Annotated in this window: 15 protein-coding genes; 5 read left to right on the top strand and 10 right to left on the bottom strand. The window is 52.7% G+C overall.

Going from position 1 to position 15,961, the window contains the following annotated elements:
- Positions 1-109: 109 nt before the first annotated feature.
- The 5 genes from E6C74_RS16645 to E6C74_RS16625 all read right to left on the bottom strand — a co-directional run bounded on the left by E6C74_RS16645 (position 110) and on the right by E6C74_RS16625 (position 4,471).
- On the bottom strand, positions 110-706 hold the full coding sequence (locus E6C74_RS16645; protein ID WP_136487178.1) for an LPP20 family lipoprotein: 597 nt from the start codon (positions 704-706) through the stop codon (positions 110-112).
- Between the two features lie 3 nt (positions 707-709).
- Positions 710-1,723: a hypothetical protein gene (locus E6C74_RS16640; RefSeq protein ID WP_136487177.1), complete on the bottom strand. Its 1,014-nt coding sequence runs from the start codon at positions 1,721-1,723 to the stop codon at positions 710-712.
- 97 nt (positions 1,724-1,820) lie between these two features.
- Positions 1,821-2,795 (bottom strand): LPP20 family lipoprotein, encoded by a 975-nt coding sequence (locus E6C74_RS16635; RefSeq protein ID WP_136487176.1) that lies wholly within the window; start codon positions 2,793-2,795, stop codon positions 1,821-1,823.
- A gap of 105 nt (positions 2,796-2,900) precedes the next feature.
- Positions 2,901-3,545, bottom strand: a complete 645-nt coding sequence (locus tag E6C74_RS16630; protein WP_136487175.1) for a uracil-DNA glycosylase family protein — start codon at positions 3,543-3,545, stop codon at positions 2,901-2,903.
- Positions 3,545-4,471: a D-2-hydroxyacid dehydrogenase gene (locus E6C74_RS16625; protein ID WP_136487174.1), complete on the bottom strand. Its 927-nt coding sequence runs from the start codon at positions 4,469-4,471 to the stop codon at positions 3,545-3,547. The genes E6C74_RS16630 and E6C74_RS16625 overlap by 1 nt, the downstream gene beginning before the upstream one ends.
- 72 nt (positions 4,472-4,543) lie before the next feature.
- Between E6C74_RS16625 and E6C74_RS16620 the strand changes: the two genes are divergently transcribed.
- Both E6C74_RS16620 and E6C74_RS16615 read left to right on the top strand, forming a co-directional pair.
- Positions 4,544-5,149, top strand: coding sequence for a DUF416 family protein (locus E6C74_RS16620; RefSeq protein WP_136487173.1), 606 nt, complete (start codon positions 4,544-4,546; stop codon positions 5,147-5,149).
- Between the two features lie 383 nt (positions 5,150-5,532).
- Entirely contained in the window at positions 5,533-6,828 is a 1,296-nt protein-coding gene (locus E6C74_RS16615) for a mechanosensitive ion channel family protein (protein ID WP_136487172.1), read from the top strand.
- A gap of 85 nt (positions 6,829-6,913) precedes the next feature.
- Here the strand turns inward: E6C74_RS16615 and E6C74_RS16610 are convergent, their stop codons facing one another.
- Positions 6,914-7,993 (bottom strand): hemolysin family protein, encoded by a 1,080-nt coding sequence (locus E6C74_RS16610; RefSeq protein ID WP_136487171.1) that lies wholly within the window; start codon positions 7,991-7,993, stop codon positions 6,914-6,916.
- A 330-nt stretch (positions 7,994-8,323) separates the two neighbouring features.
- On the opposite strand from E6C74_RS16610, the gene hupA reads away from it, so the two are divergent.
- Both hupA and E6C74_RS16600 read left to right on the top strand, forming a co-directional pair.
- Entirely contained in the window at positions 8,324-8,596 is a 273-nt protein-coding gene (gene hupA, locus E6C74_RS16605) for a nucleoid-associated protein HU-alpha (protein WP_136487170.1), read from the top strand.
- A gap of 42 nt (positions 8,597-8,638) precedes the next feature.
- Positions 8,639-9,346: a DUF1481 domain-containing protein gene (locus E6C74_RS16600; RefSeq protein WP_136487255.1), complete on the top strand. Its 708-nt coding sequence runs from the start codon at positions 8,639-8,641 to the stop codon at positions 9,344-9,346.
- Between the two features lie 133 nt (positions 9,347-9,479).
- Here the strand turns inward: E6C74_RS16600 and purD are convergent, their stop codons facing one another.
- The 3 genes from purD to E6C74_RS16585 form a co-directional block, all read right to left on the bottom strand.
- Positions 9,480-10,772 (bottom strand): phosphoribosylamine--glycine ligase, encoded by a 1,293-nt coding sequence (purD, locus tag E6C74_RS16595; RefSeq protein ID WP_136487169.1) that lies wholly within the window; start codon positions 10,770-10,772, stop codon positions 9,480-9,482.
- Between the two features lie 63 nt (positions 10,773-10,835).
- On the bottom strand, positions 10,836-12,428 hold the full coding sequence (purH, locus tag E6C74_RS16590; protein WP_136487168.1) for a bifunctional phosphoribosylaminoimidazolecarboxamide formyltransferase/IMP cyclohydrolase: 1,593 nt from the start codon (positions 12,426-12,428) through the stop codon (positions 10,836-10,838).
- Between the two features lie 107 nt (positions 12,429-12,535).
- On the bottom strand, positions 12,536-12,664 hold the full coding sequence (locus tag E6C74_RS16585; protein WP_136487254.1) for a phosphoribosylamine--glycine ligase: 129 nt from the start codon (positions 12,662-12,664) through the stop codon (positions 12,536-12,538).
- A 74-nt stretch (positions 12,665-12,738) separates the two neighbouring features.
- On the opposite strand from E6C74_RS16585, the gene zntR reads away from it, so the two are divergent.
- Positions 12,739-13,137, top strand: coding sequence for a Zn(2+)-responsive transcriptional regulator (zntR, locus tag E6C74_RS16580; RefSeq protein WP_136487167.1), 399 nt, complete (start codon positions 12,739-12,741; stop codon positions 13,135-13,137).
- A 132-nt stretch (positions 13,138-13,269) separates the two neighbouring features.
- Here zntR and E6C74_RS16575 read toward each other — a convergent pair whose 3' ends face one another.
- The gene (locus E6C74_RS16575) at positions 13,270-15,360 is read right to left on the bottom strand and encodes a TonB-dependent receptor (protein WP_206208434.1); all 2,091 of its coding nucleotides are present in this window, start codon (positions 15,358-15,360) and stop codon (positions 13,270-13,272) included.
- Positions 15,361-15,961: the final 601 nt, after the last annotated feature.

The raw sequence follows: 15,961 nt of genomic DNA, 5'->3' as shown, positions 1-15,961 counted from the left end.
AGTCCTTCTCCCTGCTGATATGATTTACCCGTCTGAATACTTCTGTATCAGGTTAAGCAGTGATGACCATGGCGAACCAGAGGGAAATCACGGCTTATCCGCTTTGATATCACATGGTTTTCAGTGAATTCAGCGCATTGCTAAGCTCTTGCTCAGCTTTCTCTGAATTGAACTGGCTCCACAGTTGAGACTCTTTGGCCGCCGCATCGACTACCTGATCCACGTTGGCCTGATAGGTCGCTTTGTCCATACCCACCAGTACGTACAGGCCGCCGGTCGGACTGACCTGGCTGACGATCAGCTTGCTGTTAGACAGGCTACGGGTCACCACGTTTTTGGTTACGCTTTCAAACGTCTCAACCACGCTTTCGATCGCGCCGGTTTCATCGGTATCGACCGAACTTTCCACCGCTTGTTTAAACAGGTTGTTGACGTCGGTCTGGAATTGCGCGGCCAGTTGTACGCGTGCTTCGTTGATGGCCACTTTGCGCATCACGCCCATACCCGCAACGCTTTTTTTGGCGTAACCCATGGCTCCGGCTTCCAGATCGTTTGGCATCACATCACAGATCCAGGCGGGTGCTTCTGTGGTTGGTGCATCCGGGAAAGTACACTGCGCGAACTGCTGCGCTTGCTCTACAGTTTGAGTGCTGTTACATGCCGCCAGCGACAGTGCCATCAGGCTCATTAATATCGTTTTTTTCATGGTTTATAGTCCCGCCGTTTCCATCATGTTTTTGGTGTGGCACTGCAAATCAAATAAGTTTTGGCACGTTGACGGTACGATTTTCGCCGCATCTCCAATATGCAGTTTCAGTGCTGTTTCTTCGTCGATGTTCACCCAGGAATATTTTGGCTTGATGCCGTGCTGAGGGTTGTTGACCACTTCACCTTCACCGACAGCAAAGGTTTCTTTCTCACCGGAAGCGTTTTTCATAATGGTGGAGAAAGAGACTTCGTCGTTTGGTTGCACGTTTTTGTCTGAACCCACACCGATTTTAACCATAGAGCCGGTTTCACACTGACGCAGCTCCAGTACCGAGGCTTGTGCTGCCAGCAGCTCTTTGATGTCGCCGCTATATTCAACCGCTTCTGCCGCCGCTTTGGTTGCCATGCCTTTGTAACTGGCCGGCGAGATAGGGCAACGTGAATCACGGGTTTCGCTGGTGGCGCTTTCATCGCCACTGATCTCAATGCGTTTCACCAGAGCCATATCCGGCAGGGAAACCACTTTGACGATCGCTTTGACGTCGACGGTAAAACTGCATTTCGACGGCACACGTTTGGTTTCGCCTTTTTTGGTTTTATAGGTGTAAGACTCACTGAAAGACGCCGACAAATCTGAGTTGGTGATTTCGGTCAGCACAGCGTAATCCGCAATCGGCACGCCCTTGGTGTTGTAACGGCCGCTTTGTTCTGCCAGCTTGATTTCACTTTTCAGTTTGTTGGCCAGTTTACGGTCGACCAGTTGAGTACCTGTGCTGATAACCTGACTTTCCAGTGAGTTACGCATACTCGACTTCATGCGTTTCTGTGCACTGTCTTCATATTCCATATCGACAGGTAATACGATCACTTTACGGTCTTCACTTGAGGCTGCGGTCACTGCCGCTTGTGCTAATGGCACGGCGGTATCCGGGGTACAGATGGCATCTTCCCCCATCAATTTACAGCCAGAAAGTAGAACCGACACACCCAGCGCCACTGCGGTTGGTTTGAACATAATAGACAACTCCATATTGTTATTTTCTTTATTTATTTGAACCCGGGATCTTGCTGGTTTAATACCAAGCTTTTCTTATGCAATCCCGTGCCTCTGTTTATTGAATTCCAAGTGAAGTCCACAGCCCTTGAGCGCTGACAGTGTCTGCGAAATTGCGCTCAGCCCCTTCTTTCGAGAAGGTATAATTGGTCAGTGAGTTACCACTGGAAATAATCTCGTGACTCGCGAGTATGTTGCCGTTACGACCCTGGAGTTTTAGTGTCGTAAACTGCGTAGAAATATAGGCTTGGCCGACCGTGCTCTGGCGCAACTGTGACGTTAATTTAAGTACGTGGGTGGTATTTGGGGTGCCGCTGAACGTGGTTTTCAGGCTTTGCTTGGAAAACTGCTCTGCCAGCAGCTCAGCGCTTTTTTGATCTTTGCGGCTGGCGGAGACGCGGATAACAATGCCGGACTGCGCTTGCGCCAGTGCCGAAGCCAGCTGGTCGATACTTTCTGCCTTAGGTATATCGTCCTGACCGAGGGCACGCAACATCGCCTGACGCACGGCAACGGCCTGAGCTTGCTCGCTTTGCGCGCGGTTGGCCAGCCACCACAACAGGGCATCCTGATGCTGGCGCTGTTGCAGCACGGCTTGTGCATGACGGTTACTCTGTTCAATCTCGGAGCGCAGCTGGCGCACCACGGTGTCGCGGCTGACTTTCGCCTGGACGTAGTAACCGATATCGTTCTTAGCGACCTGCGGATAATCGATGCCGGTCAGAGTGATATTGGCGGTTTTGCTGTTGACATGGTTATCGATGAGAGAACTGGCATGCTCAGACTGGTTACGGCTCTGGACGATGTCGCGTGAGACAAACGAGGAGTTGATTTGGGTCCAGAGCTGGGCATTGATTTGACTGAGTGCCGATTGCTTGGCCTGAGTCAGATTGAGGCCCTGACCGACGGCGGTGAGGTACTGCGGGTCATTGGTTGGTGGTGCGCTGTACCAGTCCGGCGCGGTGGTCGACTGACAGGCCAACAGCGCGAGACTGCATAAGCCGAGAATGAGCTTTCTTTTTATGGTTAGCATGTTATCAAATCAGTGGCACTACAAGACGTATTTGTGCACTGAATACTATATGTATGTGTTTTTGAGATAAACGCATTTCTTGGTAGAGTGTCACATTTTTATGAGTCAGATCAGGTTTTTGACTTTTTTCTGACAATTGAGAATGTCATGTAATTGCTTAGATAAAAAGGGCACAACCTCGGTTTCGAACCATGGGTTTTTCTTCAACCACAAAGTATTACGCGGTGACGGATGCGGCAGCGGCACATAGTGCGGCGCCCAGAGTTGCCACTGGCGCACGGTTTCGGTCAGAGTCTTTGGCTTCTCTGGCTGAGTGACCCCGGATAAATAATAGTTCTGCGCGTACTGGCCGATCAGCAGTGTCAGTTCAATATTGGGCAGTTGCTGTAATACTTTGGCGTGCCACAGTGGCGCGCACTCTTTGCGTGGCGGCAGGTCGCCGCTTTTGCCCCGCCCGGGGTAGCACAGCCCCATTGGCATGATGGCAACCTGGCGCGGGTCGTAAAAGGTGTCGCGGTCGATGTTGAGCCAGCTGCGCAGCCGGTCGCCGCTTGGGTCGTTCCATGGCACGGAGCTTTGGTGCACTTTAAGCCCCGGCGCCTGGCCGATGATCAGGATGCGTGCATCGCCATGAGCCTGAATCACCGGGTTAGCGCCGAGTGGCAAATCGGGTTCGCACACCCGGCAGTGACGGATCTCCTCCAGCAGCGGCTGCAGCGGATCGGTGGTGGGAATGTCTGCGCGGCGCATCAGTAACCTTTACTGAAATCGATACGGTGCTGGAGGCGGAAGCCGTCGCGCCACAGGGCGTAGTTGGCGGCAAAAATTTCCACGACCTGCTCAGGGAAGCTCAGCGCAGCAATGTGTGGCGTGACGGTAATCGCCGTATGGCGCCAGAATGGATGGTCAGCGGTCAGTGGCTCGCTGACAAACACATCGAGAAAAGCGTGCGCCAGCTGGCCGGCGTCGATGGCCGGGATTAGATCGTCTTCCACCAGAGTTTTGCCACGTCCGACATTAAACAGCAATGCCTGGTGACAGTGGGCAAAAGTCTCCGCGCCGAGCAGGCCAATGGTGTCCGGTGTATTGGGCAGGGTGTTGACTATGATGTCTGCTTTCGCCAGTGCCGCGCCCAGTTCGTTGACATGATAGGTGGTGGTGAACTGGCTCTGTTTGGGCGGAATGCCAGAACGGTTGACGCCAATCACTTCCAGACCGAAGGCACTGGCTACCTTGGCCAGATGGCTGCCAATGGAACCGGTGCCGAGTATGGTCATTGTTTTGCCGCTCAGTGACTGATAGAGGTGCGGTTGCCACCGTTGCTGAGTTTGCTGCTGTTGATAGCAGGCAAAATGGCGGTAATGGCTTATCGCGTAGCCCAGCACGTATTCGGCGATTTGCTGGCCGAAGATGCCTTTGACATTGGTCAGCTCATAATCCTGGCGCAAGCCCGGTGCCATCAGGGCGTCGACCCCGGCATAGGCCGACTGCAGCCAGGTGAGGCGCGGGAAGTCATTCAGGTACGGTGCGGCCATTGGCGGTGCAGCCAGTAACAGGGTGGCTTCATCCCGGTTGGTGGTGATGGTCAGGTCCGGCAGATTGAGCGTTTCAATCGCCCGGCGATAGAGCTCATCATGCTCGGTTAAAATATACAGCTGATGCGTAAAATTGTTCATAGATGCGCCTTTTTTCCCCGCTGGTTATCCAGTACACTTCCGCTGTCTTTATCCGCAACGAATTGAGTGACCATGTTACAGACATCAAATGGGTTACAGAACCCTTTGCAACTTCGCCTTGAGAAGTTCGAACCTTGGCAACAGATTACCTTTATGGCGAGCCTGTGTGAACGCATGTACCCAAATTACGCCATGTTCTGTGAACATACCCAATTTGCGGATCCGCGTCGTTACCGTGATATTCTCGATGCGGTGTGGGAACTGATGACGGTGAAAAACGCCAAAATCAACTTCGAGCGTCAGCTGGAAAAGCTGGAGGAGTTGATCCCGACGTCAGAAGAGTTTGATATTTACATGGTGTATCCGGCGATTGATGCCTGTGAAGCACTGGCGACTCTGCTGCACGGTCTGCTCGATCGTGACGGTTTGTACGAATCGATGCAGAAAGTCAGCCAGATCTCGGTCCAGACTGTGGCTCAACTGGAAGAAGCACAAACCGGTGAGAGCATCAGCAACGCTAACCAGAAAGAGAATGAAGCGGTGTGCGGTGAATGGGATGTGCAGTGGGCGCTGTACCGTCCGCTGCGTGAAGCGACCGAGCGCGATATCGAGCTGATTAAAGACCTGCGTTTTGAGCTGCGTGATGAGTGCGTCAGCAACATTGGTATTGAACTTTAATCCTCTTGGTTCGGATGGATGGTGAGAAGCAGGCTTTTTAGCCTGCTTTTTTTATGTTGTTTGTCTCGTCCTGAAATGTGTCTCGTCCTGAAATGTGTTTACACATTGAGGACGAATGATGACTACTTGCCTCTTAGGTTTTGCAAGTCGAGCCTGTCTCGGTAAATCGGGTTTATTTCTGAAAATCGTGCCTGTTTGTGTAAATCAGGGAGCAAGGTACGGCAAAGCAGCATGTTCATTTCAGCGTTTTTTCAATGTCAGGTCGGGTTTTTGTTATAAAAGATGACGGACACACAAAACGCCATCTGAATACGGTACCATGCTCAATGTCTGTGCGTAGTGTGGTGCTGGGTTATCCGGCGGCAAAGTAATAAGGAGAGGGTATGTGGCAGTCTGTTGAAAACTGGCTGAGCCAGAACGGCATTGAAATGACGCAGTTAATGCAGATTTCGAAGGCATTGGGGCTGATTGTCCTGATTGCGGTCGTGGTGCATTTTATTTTGCAGCGCGGCATTGTCGGTACGCTCAAGCGCCGCGCGGATCAATCACGTGCGATGTGGCGCCATGCGCTGTTCTCCGGTAAGTTATTCAGCCGTATTTTCCTGGTTATTCAGGGCATGCTGATCGGCATACAGGCTAATCTCTGGCTGTCGCAGGAAAGCATCATCCGCGAATGGATCGTGACGCTGGTGGCCTTGTGGGTGGTGTTGTTTACCCTACTGGCGCTGTTCTCGGCGCTGGATGTGGCCGATACCCTGCTGGCGCGCACGGCCTTCGGACGCAATATGCCGGTACGCGGCATCGTCCAGAGCCTGAAAATCGTCTTCTTTGTCATCGCTGCACTGCTGGCGACCTCGATTATGGTCGACAAGTCGCCGGTGATCCTGCTTAGTGGCCTGGGTGCGATGACCGCAGTTATTATGCTGGTGTTCCGTGACCCGATCCTGGGCCTGGTGGCGGGGGTGCAACTCTCTGCCAACAAGATGCTCAGTGTCGGTGACTGGCTGGAGATGCCGAAATACGGTGCCGACGGCGATGTGATTGATATCAGCCTGACCACGGTTAAAGTGCAGAACTGGGACAAAACCATTACCACCATCCCGACTTATTCGCTGATCTCCGACTCGTTTAAAAACTGGAAAGGGATGCAGGTTTCCGGTGGCCGGCGTATCAAGCGCAGTGTGCTGATTGATGCCACCAGTGTGCATTTTCTGTCGCCGCAGGAAGTGGAGCAATTGACCCGCGCCAAATTGCTCGAGCCCTATCTGAAACACAAAGTGGAAGAGATCAGTGCTTTTAACCAGCGTCATAACTATGACGACGGCAGCCTGATTAACGGCCGTCATCTCACCAACCTTGGCAGTTTGCGTGCTTATCTGGAACGTTATCTGCGTGCCCATCCGGAAATCCACCAGTCGATGACCCTGATGGTGCGCCAATTAGCACCGACGCATGAAGGTATTGCGATGGAGTTGTACTGCTTTGCGGCCAATACCGAGTGGGTTGAATATGAGCGTATTCAGTCGGATCTCTTTGACCATGTTTATGCGGTGCTGCCGCAGTTTGGTCTGCGCGTGGCGCAGGCGCCGACCGGCAGTGACTTTCGCCGTTTAAGCCCGGCTGCGCCGCAAGCCTGGATTGAACCCGCGCTGAATGACGAGCGGGCCTCACAGCAGTAACCGCTGCTGCCAACCGATAAAAAAGCGCCGCTCTGCAATCAGGGCGGCGCTTTTTTCTGCGTACTGTCAGGCGCTGAGATAGCGGTTAGAAACCGGATTTGGTTTGATCGTCCTCATCATCGCGGCTCTCACGTACCCCGTGCTCGGCTTTCCAGCGTTCCCAGCGTTCGGTGGCGAGCTTTTGCATATCGGTGGTGCGGTCAGCTTCATCGATGATCTCTTCTCCCAGCAGGTGTTCAAAGATGTCTTCCAGGGTCAGCAGCCCCTGTACTGTGCCGTATTCATCCACCACCAGGGCCAGTTGCAGTCGTCTTTGCATCATCTGCTCAAACGCAACCGGCAAGGTCTGGGTGTTGAGCAGGACATGGATCGGACGCATTACCGCGCCCAGCTGCTTGCTGCCCAGCTTGTTCTGCTGCAGACGGAACAGCTCCAGGCGGTGGACGAAGCCGATAATGTTATCGGTGGTTTCGGTGTAGATCAGCGGGCGCGAAAACGGCGTATCACGGTGCTGGGTCAGGAACTCATCAATGGTCAGCTCGGCCGGAACCCGGAACAGCACCGTACGCGGCGTCATCACCTGGGTGACCAGTACATCGCGGATCGCGAGCAGGTTGTGCAGCATTTTCGACTCACCTTCCGCCAGTTCGCCGCTTTCATCGGCCAGCATCGCCATCGCCGACAGCTCTTCACGCATGCGCGGCAACTGACTGTTGCTGGCCAAACGGCGAGTGATCTGCTGCGAAAACCAGACGAAGGGGGCCAGAATCCAGACCATCCAGCGCAAAATGACCGCGGTGAGCGGCGCCAACTGGCGCCAGTAAGTGGCGCCGATAGTCTTCGGCACGATCTCCGACAGTACCAGAATACCGAGCGTGAGTGCGGCAGAGAACAGGCCAAGCCACTCGCTGCCGAATACCAGCGCGGCCTGGGCGCCGGCACTGGCCGCGCCTATGGTATGGGCAATGGTGTTTAAGGTCAGGATCGAGGCCAACGGGCGGTCGATATCCGCTTTGAGCTGAGCCAGCTTGTCTGATGACGGGTGGGATTGTTGGCGCAACTGCGCCAGGTAACTGGGCGTAATACTCAGTAGTACGGCTTCCAGGACAGAACAGATAAACGATACGCCAATCGCAATCGCGACGTAAATCGTAAGCAAAAACATGGAGCTTCCTTAATGGTTCATCTACCCCGCTAAGGGTGACATTATGTGACGAAAAAACAACAGCAACTGCTGCTTTTTTGTCTGCACTCAATCAGGTAAAAGCCTTGATATGACAAGGCTTAAAGAGGATTTTCCTGCTAGAGCCAGGGATATTTTGCGTTAAAAATAAGTCAGGCGCTCGCGGCATTGGGTAACAAATTGTGAGTGAATACTCATATTATGGTTAAAACTACGTCAGAGAGACACAAGTTACGCGACAAACCTTTGCCAGACGGGGCATTTATGCTTTAGAGTGAACTCAATTCGATAACCTATGAGAAGGGAAACCTAATGAACAAGACCCAATTAATCGACTTTATTGCCGAAAAAGCAGACCTGTCTAAAGCTCAGGCAAAAGCTGCTCTGGAAGCGACTCTGGGCGCGGTTGAAGGCGCACTGAAAGAGGGTGACCAGGTTCAACTAATTGGTTTTGGTACATTCAAAGTAAATCACCGCGCAGCGCGCACCGGTCGTAACCCTAAGACTGGCGAAGAGATCAAAATCGAAGCAGCTAACGTACCAGCGTTCGTTGCTGGTAAAGCACTGAAAGATTCAGTGAAATAATCTATACTACGCCGAGATTCTTAGTCTCGGCGTTTTTTCATGATGAAACCATTTCTTCTCTCCGCTTTCAGTGCGGCCTTATTGGCCGGATGCGCCACTTCTCTTCCGTACGATCCCCTGCAGCTCCAGCAAATCAGTGATTACAGTGGCGGTGAAACCGCAGGCGACGCGACCAGCTTTTACTGGACCAGCGCGCGGCAGGATCAGACTGTCTCTGCGGCTGATTACGTGGTTTCGCAGCGATTTGGCTGGTATCAGTCCAATTATCGCTGGGACGAAGGTGAATTGCGCGAAGTGGTTCGCGAGGGTATGCAGCCGAAAGAGCGCCAGCTGGTGCCTTACCGGGTGCAGATCCGCTTTGATAAAAACGGTGATGCGATTTATCAGCAGTACCGGGTCGATGGCAAAGTCCTGCCACTCAATCAGAATCAGCTCGCTCAGTACCAGCAGCAGGCCAGTGAGCTGGTTGAGAAAACCAGACAGCTCGACAGCCAGGGGCTGACCCTAATTCAGGGCATCTGGGATGGGGAGGTGTTTGAAAGCTGCTCCGACACCGACTACAGCAAGGTCGAATTCAATCAGACTCTGCCGGATTTTGTCGTCAGCCGGTTATCCTCGCTCGACAGTTATGTCGCATTTCTTGGTTCGGCGGATAAACAGACGGTACGCATCGACCAAATCCTCATTCTGGATGATGACAGCCACGACTGTGTGAAACGCCCGGCTCTGATCGCTGAGCAGGACGGATAAGGTTTGACTCTGCTGATGCAGATCAGAAATGCATAAAAGAAAAGGCGCTCAATGAGCGCCTTTGGTCTGTCTGAGCCTTGGTGAAAATACCGAGGCTTAACTGAGGAGCGAACCGGTCACTCCGTCAGCCTGCTTATTTTTCCGCCTGCTCGCGTGCAATTGCACGGTAGCCGATGTCATTGCGGTGGAACATGCCGTCCCAGCTGATTTGTTTCGCCAGCTGGTAAGCGCGTTGCTGCGCTTCAAGCACAGTGTTGCCCAGCGCGGTTGCGCACAGTACGCGGCCGCCGTTGGTCACCACCTGGCCATCTTGGTCTGTGGTACCGGCGTGGAACACTTTCTCGCCTTCCACGTCTGTGGTTGGCAGGCCGGAGATGACATCGCCTTTAGCGTAATCGCCCGGGTAGCCGCCAGCGGCCAGGACGATACCGATTGAGGCACGTGGATCCCACTTAGATTCAACCTGGTCCAGTTTGCCGTCGATAGCCGCCAGACACAGTTCCACCATGTCAGACTGCATACGCATCATGATGGGTTGCGTTTCCGGATCGCCGAAGCGGCAGTTGAACTCAATCACTTTTGGCGCGCCGGATGCGTCGATCATCAGGCCAGCGTACAGGAAGCCAGTGTACGGGTGGCCTTCAGAAGCCATGCCGTTCACGGTCGGGTAAATTACTTCCTGCATGATGCGGTCGTGGATTTCCTGAGTGACCACTGGCGCCGGAGAGTAAGCACCCATACCGCCCGTGTTCGGGCCGGTGTCTTTGTCGCCGACACGTTTGTGATCCTGGCTGGTGGCCATCGGCAGAACGTTTTTGCCGTCAACCATAACGATAAAGCTGGCTTCTTCGCCGTCCAGGAACTCTTCGATCACCACGCGGCTGCCGGCATCGCCAAACGCGTTGCCAGCCAGCATGTCTTTGATCGCATCTTCAGCTTCTTGCAGCGTCATCGCGACGATAACGCCTTTACCTGCCGCCAGACCGTCGGCTTTAACGACGATTGGTGCGCCTTGCTCACGAACGTAAGCCAGCGCCGGTTCGATTTCAGTGAAGTTAGCGTAAGCCGCCGTCGGGATGTTGTGGCGTGCCAGGAAGTCCTTGGTGAACGCTTTTGAGCCTTCCAGCTGCGCCGCTGCTTCGGTCGGTCCAAAGATTGGCAGGCCAGCGGCGCGGAATGCATCCACCACACCAATAACCAGTGGCGCTTCCGGACCGACGATAGTCAGTTCAATCGCGTTGTCCTGGGCAAACGCTACCAGGCCAGGTACATCTTCTACGCCGATGTTGACGTTTTGCAGTTTCGCTTCCAGCGCAGTACCCGCATTACCTGGTGCAATGAACACGGTCTTAACCGCAGGGTTTTGCGCGACTTTCCAGCCCAGTGCGTGCTCACGACCACCAGAACCGATAATTAAAACTTGCATAATCTATCCTAACGAAAAGAATAAATGCCCAGGGCTAATCAGCCCCGGGACCTCATAAATAAATTAGTGACGGAAGTGACGCATACCAGTGAAGATCATCGCCATGCCGTGCTCGTCTGCTGCTGCGATAACTTCGTCATCACGCATTGAGCCGCCTGGCTGAATCACACACTTGATGCCCGCTTCGGCGGCTGCATCGATACCGTCACGGAACGGGAAGAACGCATCCGATGCCATTACTGAACCGGCCACTTCCAGATTCTCATCCGCGGCTTTGATACCGGCGATTTTCGCCGAGTATACGCGGCTCATCTGGCCTGCGCCGACACCGATAGTCATGTCGCCTTTTGCGTACACGATAGCGTTTGATTTAACGTATTTCGCGACTTTCCAGCAGAACAGCGCATCTTTCAGCTCTTCTTCGCTTGGCTGGCGCTTAGACACCACTTTCAGGTCATCCAGAGTCACCATACCCTGGTCACGGTCCTGTACCAGCAGACCACCGTTAACACGTTTCAGATCGAAACCTGTGGTCTTGGTTGACCATTCGCCACACTCCAGCAGACGGACGTTTTTCTTCGCCGCTACCACTTCAACCGCTTCGGCAGAAACTTTCGGTGCGATGATCACTTCCACGAACTGACGCTCAACGATAGCTGATGCCGTTTTAGCATCCAGCTCCTGGTTGAAGGCGATGATGCCGCCGAACGCAGAGGTCGGGTCAGTCTGGTAAGCGCGGTTGTACGCTTCCAGAATGTCGCTGCCCAGTGCCACACCACAAGGGTTGGCGTGCTTAACGATCACACACGCTGGTTCTGCGAACTCTTTCACGCATTCCAGTGCGGCGTCAGTGTCAGCGATGTTGTTGTAAGACAGAGCTTTACCCTGAATTTGACGCGCAGTAGAGACGGACGCTTCTTGCGGGTTCGCTTCCACGTAGAACGCGGCGTTCTGGTGGCTGTTTTCGCCGTAACGCATGTCTTGTTTCTTGATGAACTGCTGGTTGAAAGTGCGCGGGAACTGAGATTCTTCGTCGCCTTCTTTGTTCTCGCCGTAGCTTGCTACCATGGTACCGAAGTAGTTCGCGATCATACCGTCGTAGGCGGCAGTGTGCTCGAATGCGGCAATAGCCAGGTCGAAACGGGTATTCAGAGTCAGCGATTTGTCGTTGGCATCCATTTCTGCGATGACGCGATCGTAGTCGGTTGCGTTCACGATGATGGTCACGTCTTTATGGTTTTTCGCTGCAGAGCGAACCATAGTCGGGCCACCGATATCGATGTTTTCTACCGCATCTTCCAGTGAACAGCCTTGTTTGGCAACGGTTGCTGCGAATGGGTAGAGGTTCACGACTACCATGTCGATTGGGTTAATGGCGTGAGTGGCCATTACGTCATCATCCTGACCGCGACGGCCCAGGATGCCACCATGAACTTTCGGGTGCAGCGTTTTTACGCGCCCATCCATCATTTCTGGGAAACCGGTGTAATCGGAGACTTCAGTCACAGCGATACCTTTTTCAGCCAGCAGACGAGCCGTACCGCCAGTAGACAGGATATCAACACCGCGCTCAGCGAGCGCTTGTGCGAACTCAACAATGCCAGTTTTATCTGATACGCTGATCAGTGCACGGCGAATAGGACGAGCGTTATTCATGCTTCCATTTTCCTTTAATTCATGGAGTTAATGACGAAAGATGTTTGCCAAAAGTGTTCATGGGTGACGCAGAGGGGAATTTTTTATCCGTTCTGATCACAGCTTGGTCAGTTTTGGTAAAGACCTTTGTTCCAGGCTTTCAGGATGGCGCGTATTCTAACCAATTTATTACAAAAGATCTCGCGCAATCGTTTGGCATGGGAAAAATAATAGCTAAAAACTGGTTTTTCAAGCAAAAAAAGTAGCCAAGCAGTCAATGGGCGATACTATATTTCCAACGGGAGATACTATGTTTCCAATGAGAGATACTATGTTTCAAATCGGAGAATTAGCCAAACGGTGCCAAGTTTCCACCGATACGCTGCGTTTTTACGAGAAAAATGCGCTGATCGCACCGGCCGGACGCAGTGAGTCCGGCTATCGTTTGTATGATGAAAATAATTTAAAACAGGTTAGTTTTATTCTCAAAGCGAAGGCGCTCGGTCTGAGCCTGGAGGAGATCCGCGAATTACTCGAGATTCGTTTGGAGGCCAGTGAACACAGTTGCGCTGAAGCCAAAGCGATTACCAGTGCCAAACTGCAGGTGATTGATGACAAGATTGCCGAGCTGACCCGGATTCGTGCCGCGCTGCAGAAAATCAATGATGCCTGCTGCGGGGATATCGATGATGATGCGACCCACTGCTCGATTCTGGCTGCGCTGGAATAGCCGCGCTGCGTGATGATGGTGTGTCCGCGCTGAAAAAAAACAGAGCCAACCCGAAGGCTGGCTCTGGCATTGCTCAGATTGCTTTGAGTCTCCCGAAGGTTACTGGCAACCTTGTTAGAATGTCATGCTGACTCAGAAGTCGTAATTCACCGATACCCAGTAGTTACGGCCTGGGTTCACGTAACCTGACGTTGAGCGTGAAGTATCGAAGTAATCACCCGCGTATTCGCCGCCAATCACCTCCAGATCGGTGAAGTCTTTATCCAGCAGGTTGTACACCGCACCGTTCAGTTTCAGATCTTTGGTAATTGCGTAAGTGGCGCCCATGTTGACCACAGTCCAGGCTTTCAGGTTGCCTTTCTGGTCCATGATCGATTTCTGCGTATCGCTCAGGTTGTCGTAGTTGCTGGTGTAACGCGGCGTTTTACCATGGTATTCCGCACCCAGCCAGGCATCCAGTGACTCGCTGGCAATCCAGCGCACTTTGGCGTTCGCCATGTGTTTGGCCGTGTTACCAAATGGTGCACCGTCGTCATCGCCGCCGACCTGCTCGCTGTGGGTGTAGGTGTAGTTCAGGTTCATCGACAGATCATCGCGGAACAGCGGGAAGGATGAACCGACTTCGACCCCTTCAATTTTCGCTTTACCGACGTTTTCGTATGATGTCGTTGTGCTGTCGACATCGTAAGACTGGATCGCATTCTTGTAGTGGTTAACGAATACAGTCACGTTGGCTTTGAAGTTGTTGTCACCTTCGTAGTAAACACCAGTTTCGTAACTGGTGCTCTCTTCCGGATCCAGATCCGGGTTACCGATGACGTTAACGGTGCCACGGCCGGAGATACCGCTGATACCGTCATGCAGTTGCGCCAGGCTCGGCGTGCGGTAACCGGTGCTGACACCGCCTTTGACGGTCCAGTTCTGGTTGGCATTCCATACCAGGTAGGCACGCGGGCTGACGTGACTACCGAATGAATCGTGGTGCTCGTAACGGGCGCCCAGAGTCAGGATCAGTGGATCGGCAAGATACCAGTCATCTTCCGCAAACAGGGCAAAGGTGTCTTGCTTAAAGGTTTCACCGGTTTTTTCCAGTACCACGCCATCTTTCATCTCTGCATGCCAGTACTGACCACCGATGGTGACAGAGTGGTCTGAACCGATATCAGTCATCAGTTTGCTGTTGACGATAGTGTTGCTGTTTTCCAGTTTACGATCTTTACCTATGGTTGCGCCGCTGAAGCCAGAGCGTGAAGTCAGCAGACGACCTTCGTTTTCAGTCACCATGTAAGAGGCATCGGACTGGATGCGACCGAAGTCAAAAGTGGATTCGTGACCGATAATGAGCTGATCTTCGTTGAATTTCAGCTCATCTTCATAACCACCACCGGAAGTGCCGACATCGCCCAACTGGCTGTCGCTGTTGTCATAAGTCTGGCGAGCGATATGACCGTCAACAAACACAGTGTGATCGTCGTTGATGTTGTAGCTCAGCTTACCGCCGATGTTGTAGTTGTCGCTCTCAGTCGGGTAAGGCGTACGGGATGCGCTGTTTTCGCTCAGCGAGGTAATGCTTGAACCTTCACGGTGCTTGATGGTGCCGCGCAGGTTGAGGTTCAGCTTGTCCTCAACTAACGGACCGGAAGTGTTGAAGCTCAGCGATGAGGTATCACCCCATTTATCGTGTTCCTGCAGGTTGTAACCTGCGCTGACGTTACCGACCCATTCTTTCTGATTCTTCTTGGTGATGATGTTGACCACACCACCAATCGCGTCAGAACCGTACAGGGTCGACATCGGGCCGCGGATCACTTCGATATGGTCAATCGCAGACAGCGGTGGTACGAAGCCATTGCCCATCTCACCAAAGCCGTTTGGTGTGGTGTCTGAACTGGCGGTTTGGCGGATACCGTCAATCAGGATCAGGGTATGGCTGCTGCTCATACCGCGGATGCTGATGTTGAGGCCACCGGTTTTACCTGTGCTGCTGCGCACGTCAACGCCTTCCAGGCCACTCAGCGCTTCACCGAGATCCATGTAGTTTTTCTCGGCCAGATCTTGCTGGCTGACTACTGAAATTGATGCCGGAGCATCGGTGATTTTTTTCTCTAAACCTGCATTGGCTGTGACCACCAGAGTTTCATCGGCGGCGGTTGCCGCAACACTGTTCACGGCATATAAGCTGGACAGAATAGAGATAGCTAGGGCTGAGTAGTGGAACTTCACGATTGTAAATCCTTGAAACAAAACGTTGAGAGGAGCGCATTATATTTACTAATGTTAACAATTATCAATACCATTCGTATTGGTGCTTGTGTCAGTAATGGCACGCAGAGTTGAGATGTGCTGACAGATATATTGATAGGGATGATGATTGGTTGCTCAAGAACTGCCCGGGTTGGGCAGTGAAAACCGGCTTGATACGCGGTTTGTGTAGCCATTATCTGAACTTATGCGAACAGATCTTTAGAATGTAAGTTTTTGTAAATAAATGTTATTTAATATATTTTTTCTTTGAGTAATGGGGCGAGGGCGGGCTGTGCGTTTTAAACGCGGCAGTAACGCAGGCAGTAAATCAGGCACTTGCATAGAGTGCTGGCAAACAAACGGAACCGGTCTTTAATGTGCAGGATGTGGGATGAGGTATTCCGTATTTGGAACGAATTATTTTCGCTCAGCAGTGTCCGTGGCGCTTTCGGCTGGAGATGAAGCACGTGCTTATTGGGGTTCAGAGGCGGGTTTGAGCCTGTTTTTAGCTGTCCGGCAGATAAAAAAGAGCGAACCAGACGGCTCGCTCAAAATGGGGTAAAGGGCTGCGGCATGTCCG

Source organism: Vibrio sp. H11 (genome assembly GCF_004804295.1).
GTDB classification, from domain to species: domain Bacteria; phylum Pseudomonadota; class Gammaproteobacteria; order Enterobacterales; family Vibrionaceae; genus Vibrio; species Vibrio ostreae.
Note: the sequence above shows the minus strand (reverse complement) of the source record. Positions and strands in the feature narration are given on the sequence as shown.

Excerpts from the sequence above, each read along its gene's own strand:
- E6C74_RS16640 (WP_136487177.1), bottom strand. The coding sequence starts at position 1,723 with ATGTTCAAACCAACCGCAGTGGCGCTGGGTGTGTCGGTTCTACTTTCT.
- hupA (WP_136487170.1), top strand. The coding sequence starts at position 8,324 with ATGAACAAGACCCAATTAATCGACTTTATTGCCGAAAAAGCAGACCTG.
- E6C74_RS16625 (WP_136487174.1), bottom strand. The coding sequence starts at position 4,471 with ATGAACAATTTTACGCATCAGCTGTATATTTTAACCGAGCATGATGAG.
- purH (WP_136487168.1), bottom strand. The coding sequence starts at position 12,428 with ATGAATAACGCTCGTCCTATTCGCCGTGCACTGATCAGCGTATCAGAT.
- E6C74_RS16630 (WP_136487175.1), bottom strand. The coding sequence starts at position 3,545 with ATGCGCCGCGCAGACATTCCCACCACCGATCCGCTGCAGCCGCTGCTG.
- E6C74_RS16610 (WP_136487171.1), bottom strand. The coding sequence starts at position 7,993 with ATGTTTTTGCTTACGATTTACGTCGCGATTGCGATTGGCGTATCGTTT.
- purD (WP_136487169.1), bottom strand. The coding sequence starts at position 10,772 with ATGCAAGTTTTAATTATCGGTTCTGGTGGTCGTGAGCACGCACTGGGC.
- E6C74_RS16645 (WP_136487178.1), bottom strand. The coding sequence starts at position 706 with ATGAAAAAAACGATATTAATGAGCCTGATGGCACTGTCGCTGGCGGCA.
- zntR (WP_136487167.1), top strand. The coding sequence starts at position 12,739 with ATGTTTCAAATCGGAGAATTAGCCAAACGGTGCCAAGTTTCCACCGAT.
- E6C74_RS16635 (WP_136487176.1), bottom strand. The coding sequence starts at position 2,795 with ATGCTAACCATAAAAAGAAAGCTCATTCTCGGCTTATGCAGTCTCGCG.
- E6C74_RS16600 (WP_136487255.1), top strand. The coding sequence starts at position 8,639 with ATGAAACCATTTCTTCTCTCCGCTTTCAGTGCGGCCTTATTGGCCGGA.
- E6C74_RS16620 (WP_136487173.1), top strand. The coding sequence starts at position 4,544 with ATGTTACAGACATCAAATGGGTTACAGAACCCTTTGCAACTTCGCCTT.
- E6C74_RS16615 (WP_136487172.1), top strand. The coding sequence starts at position 5,533 with ATGTGGCAGTCTGTTGAAAACTGGCTGAGCCAGAACGGCATTGAAATG.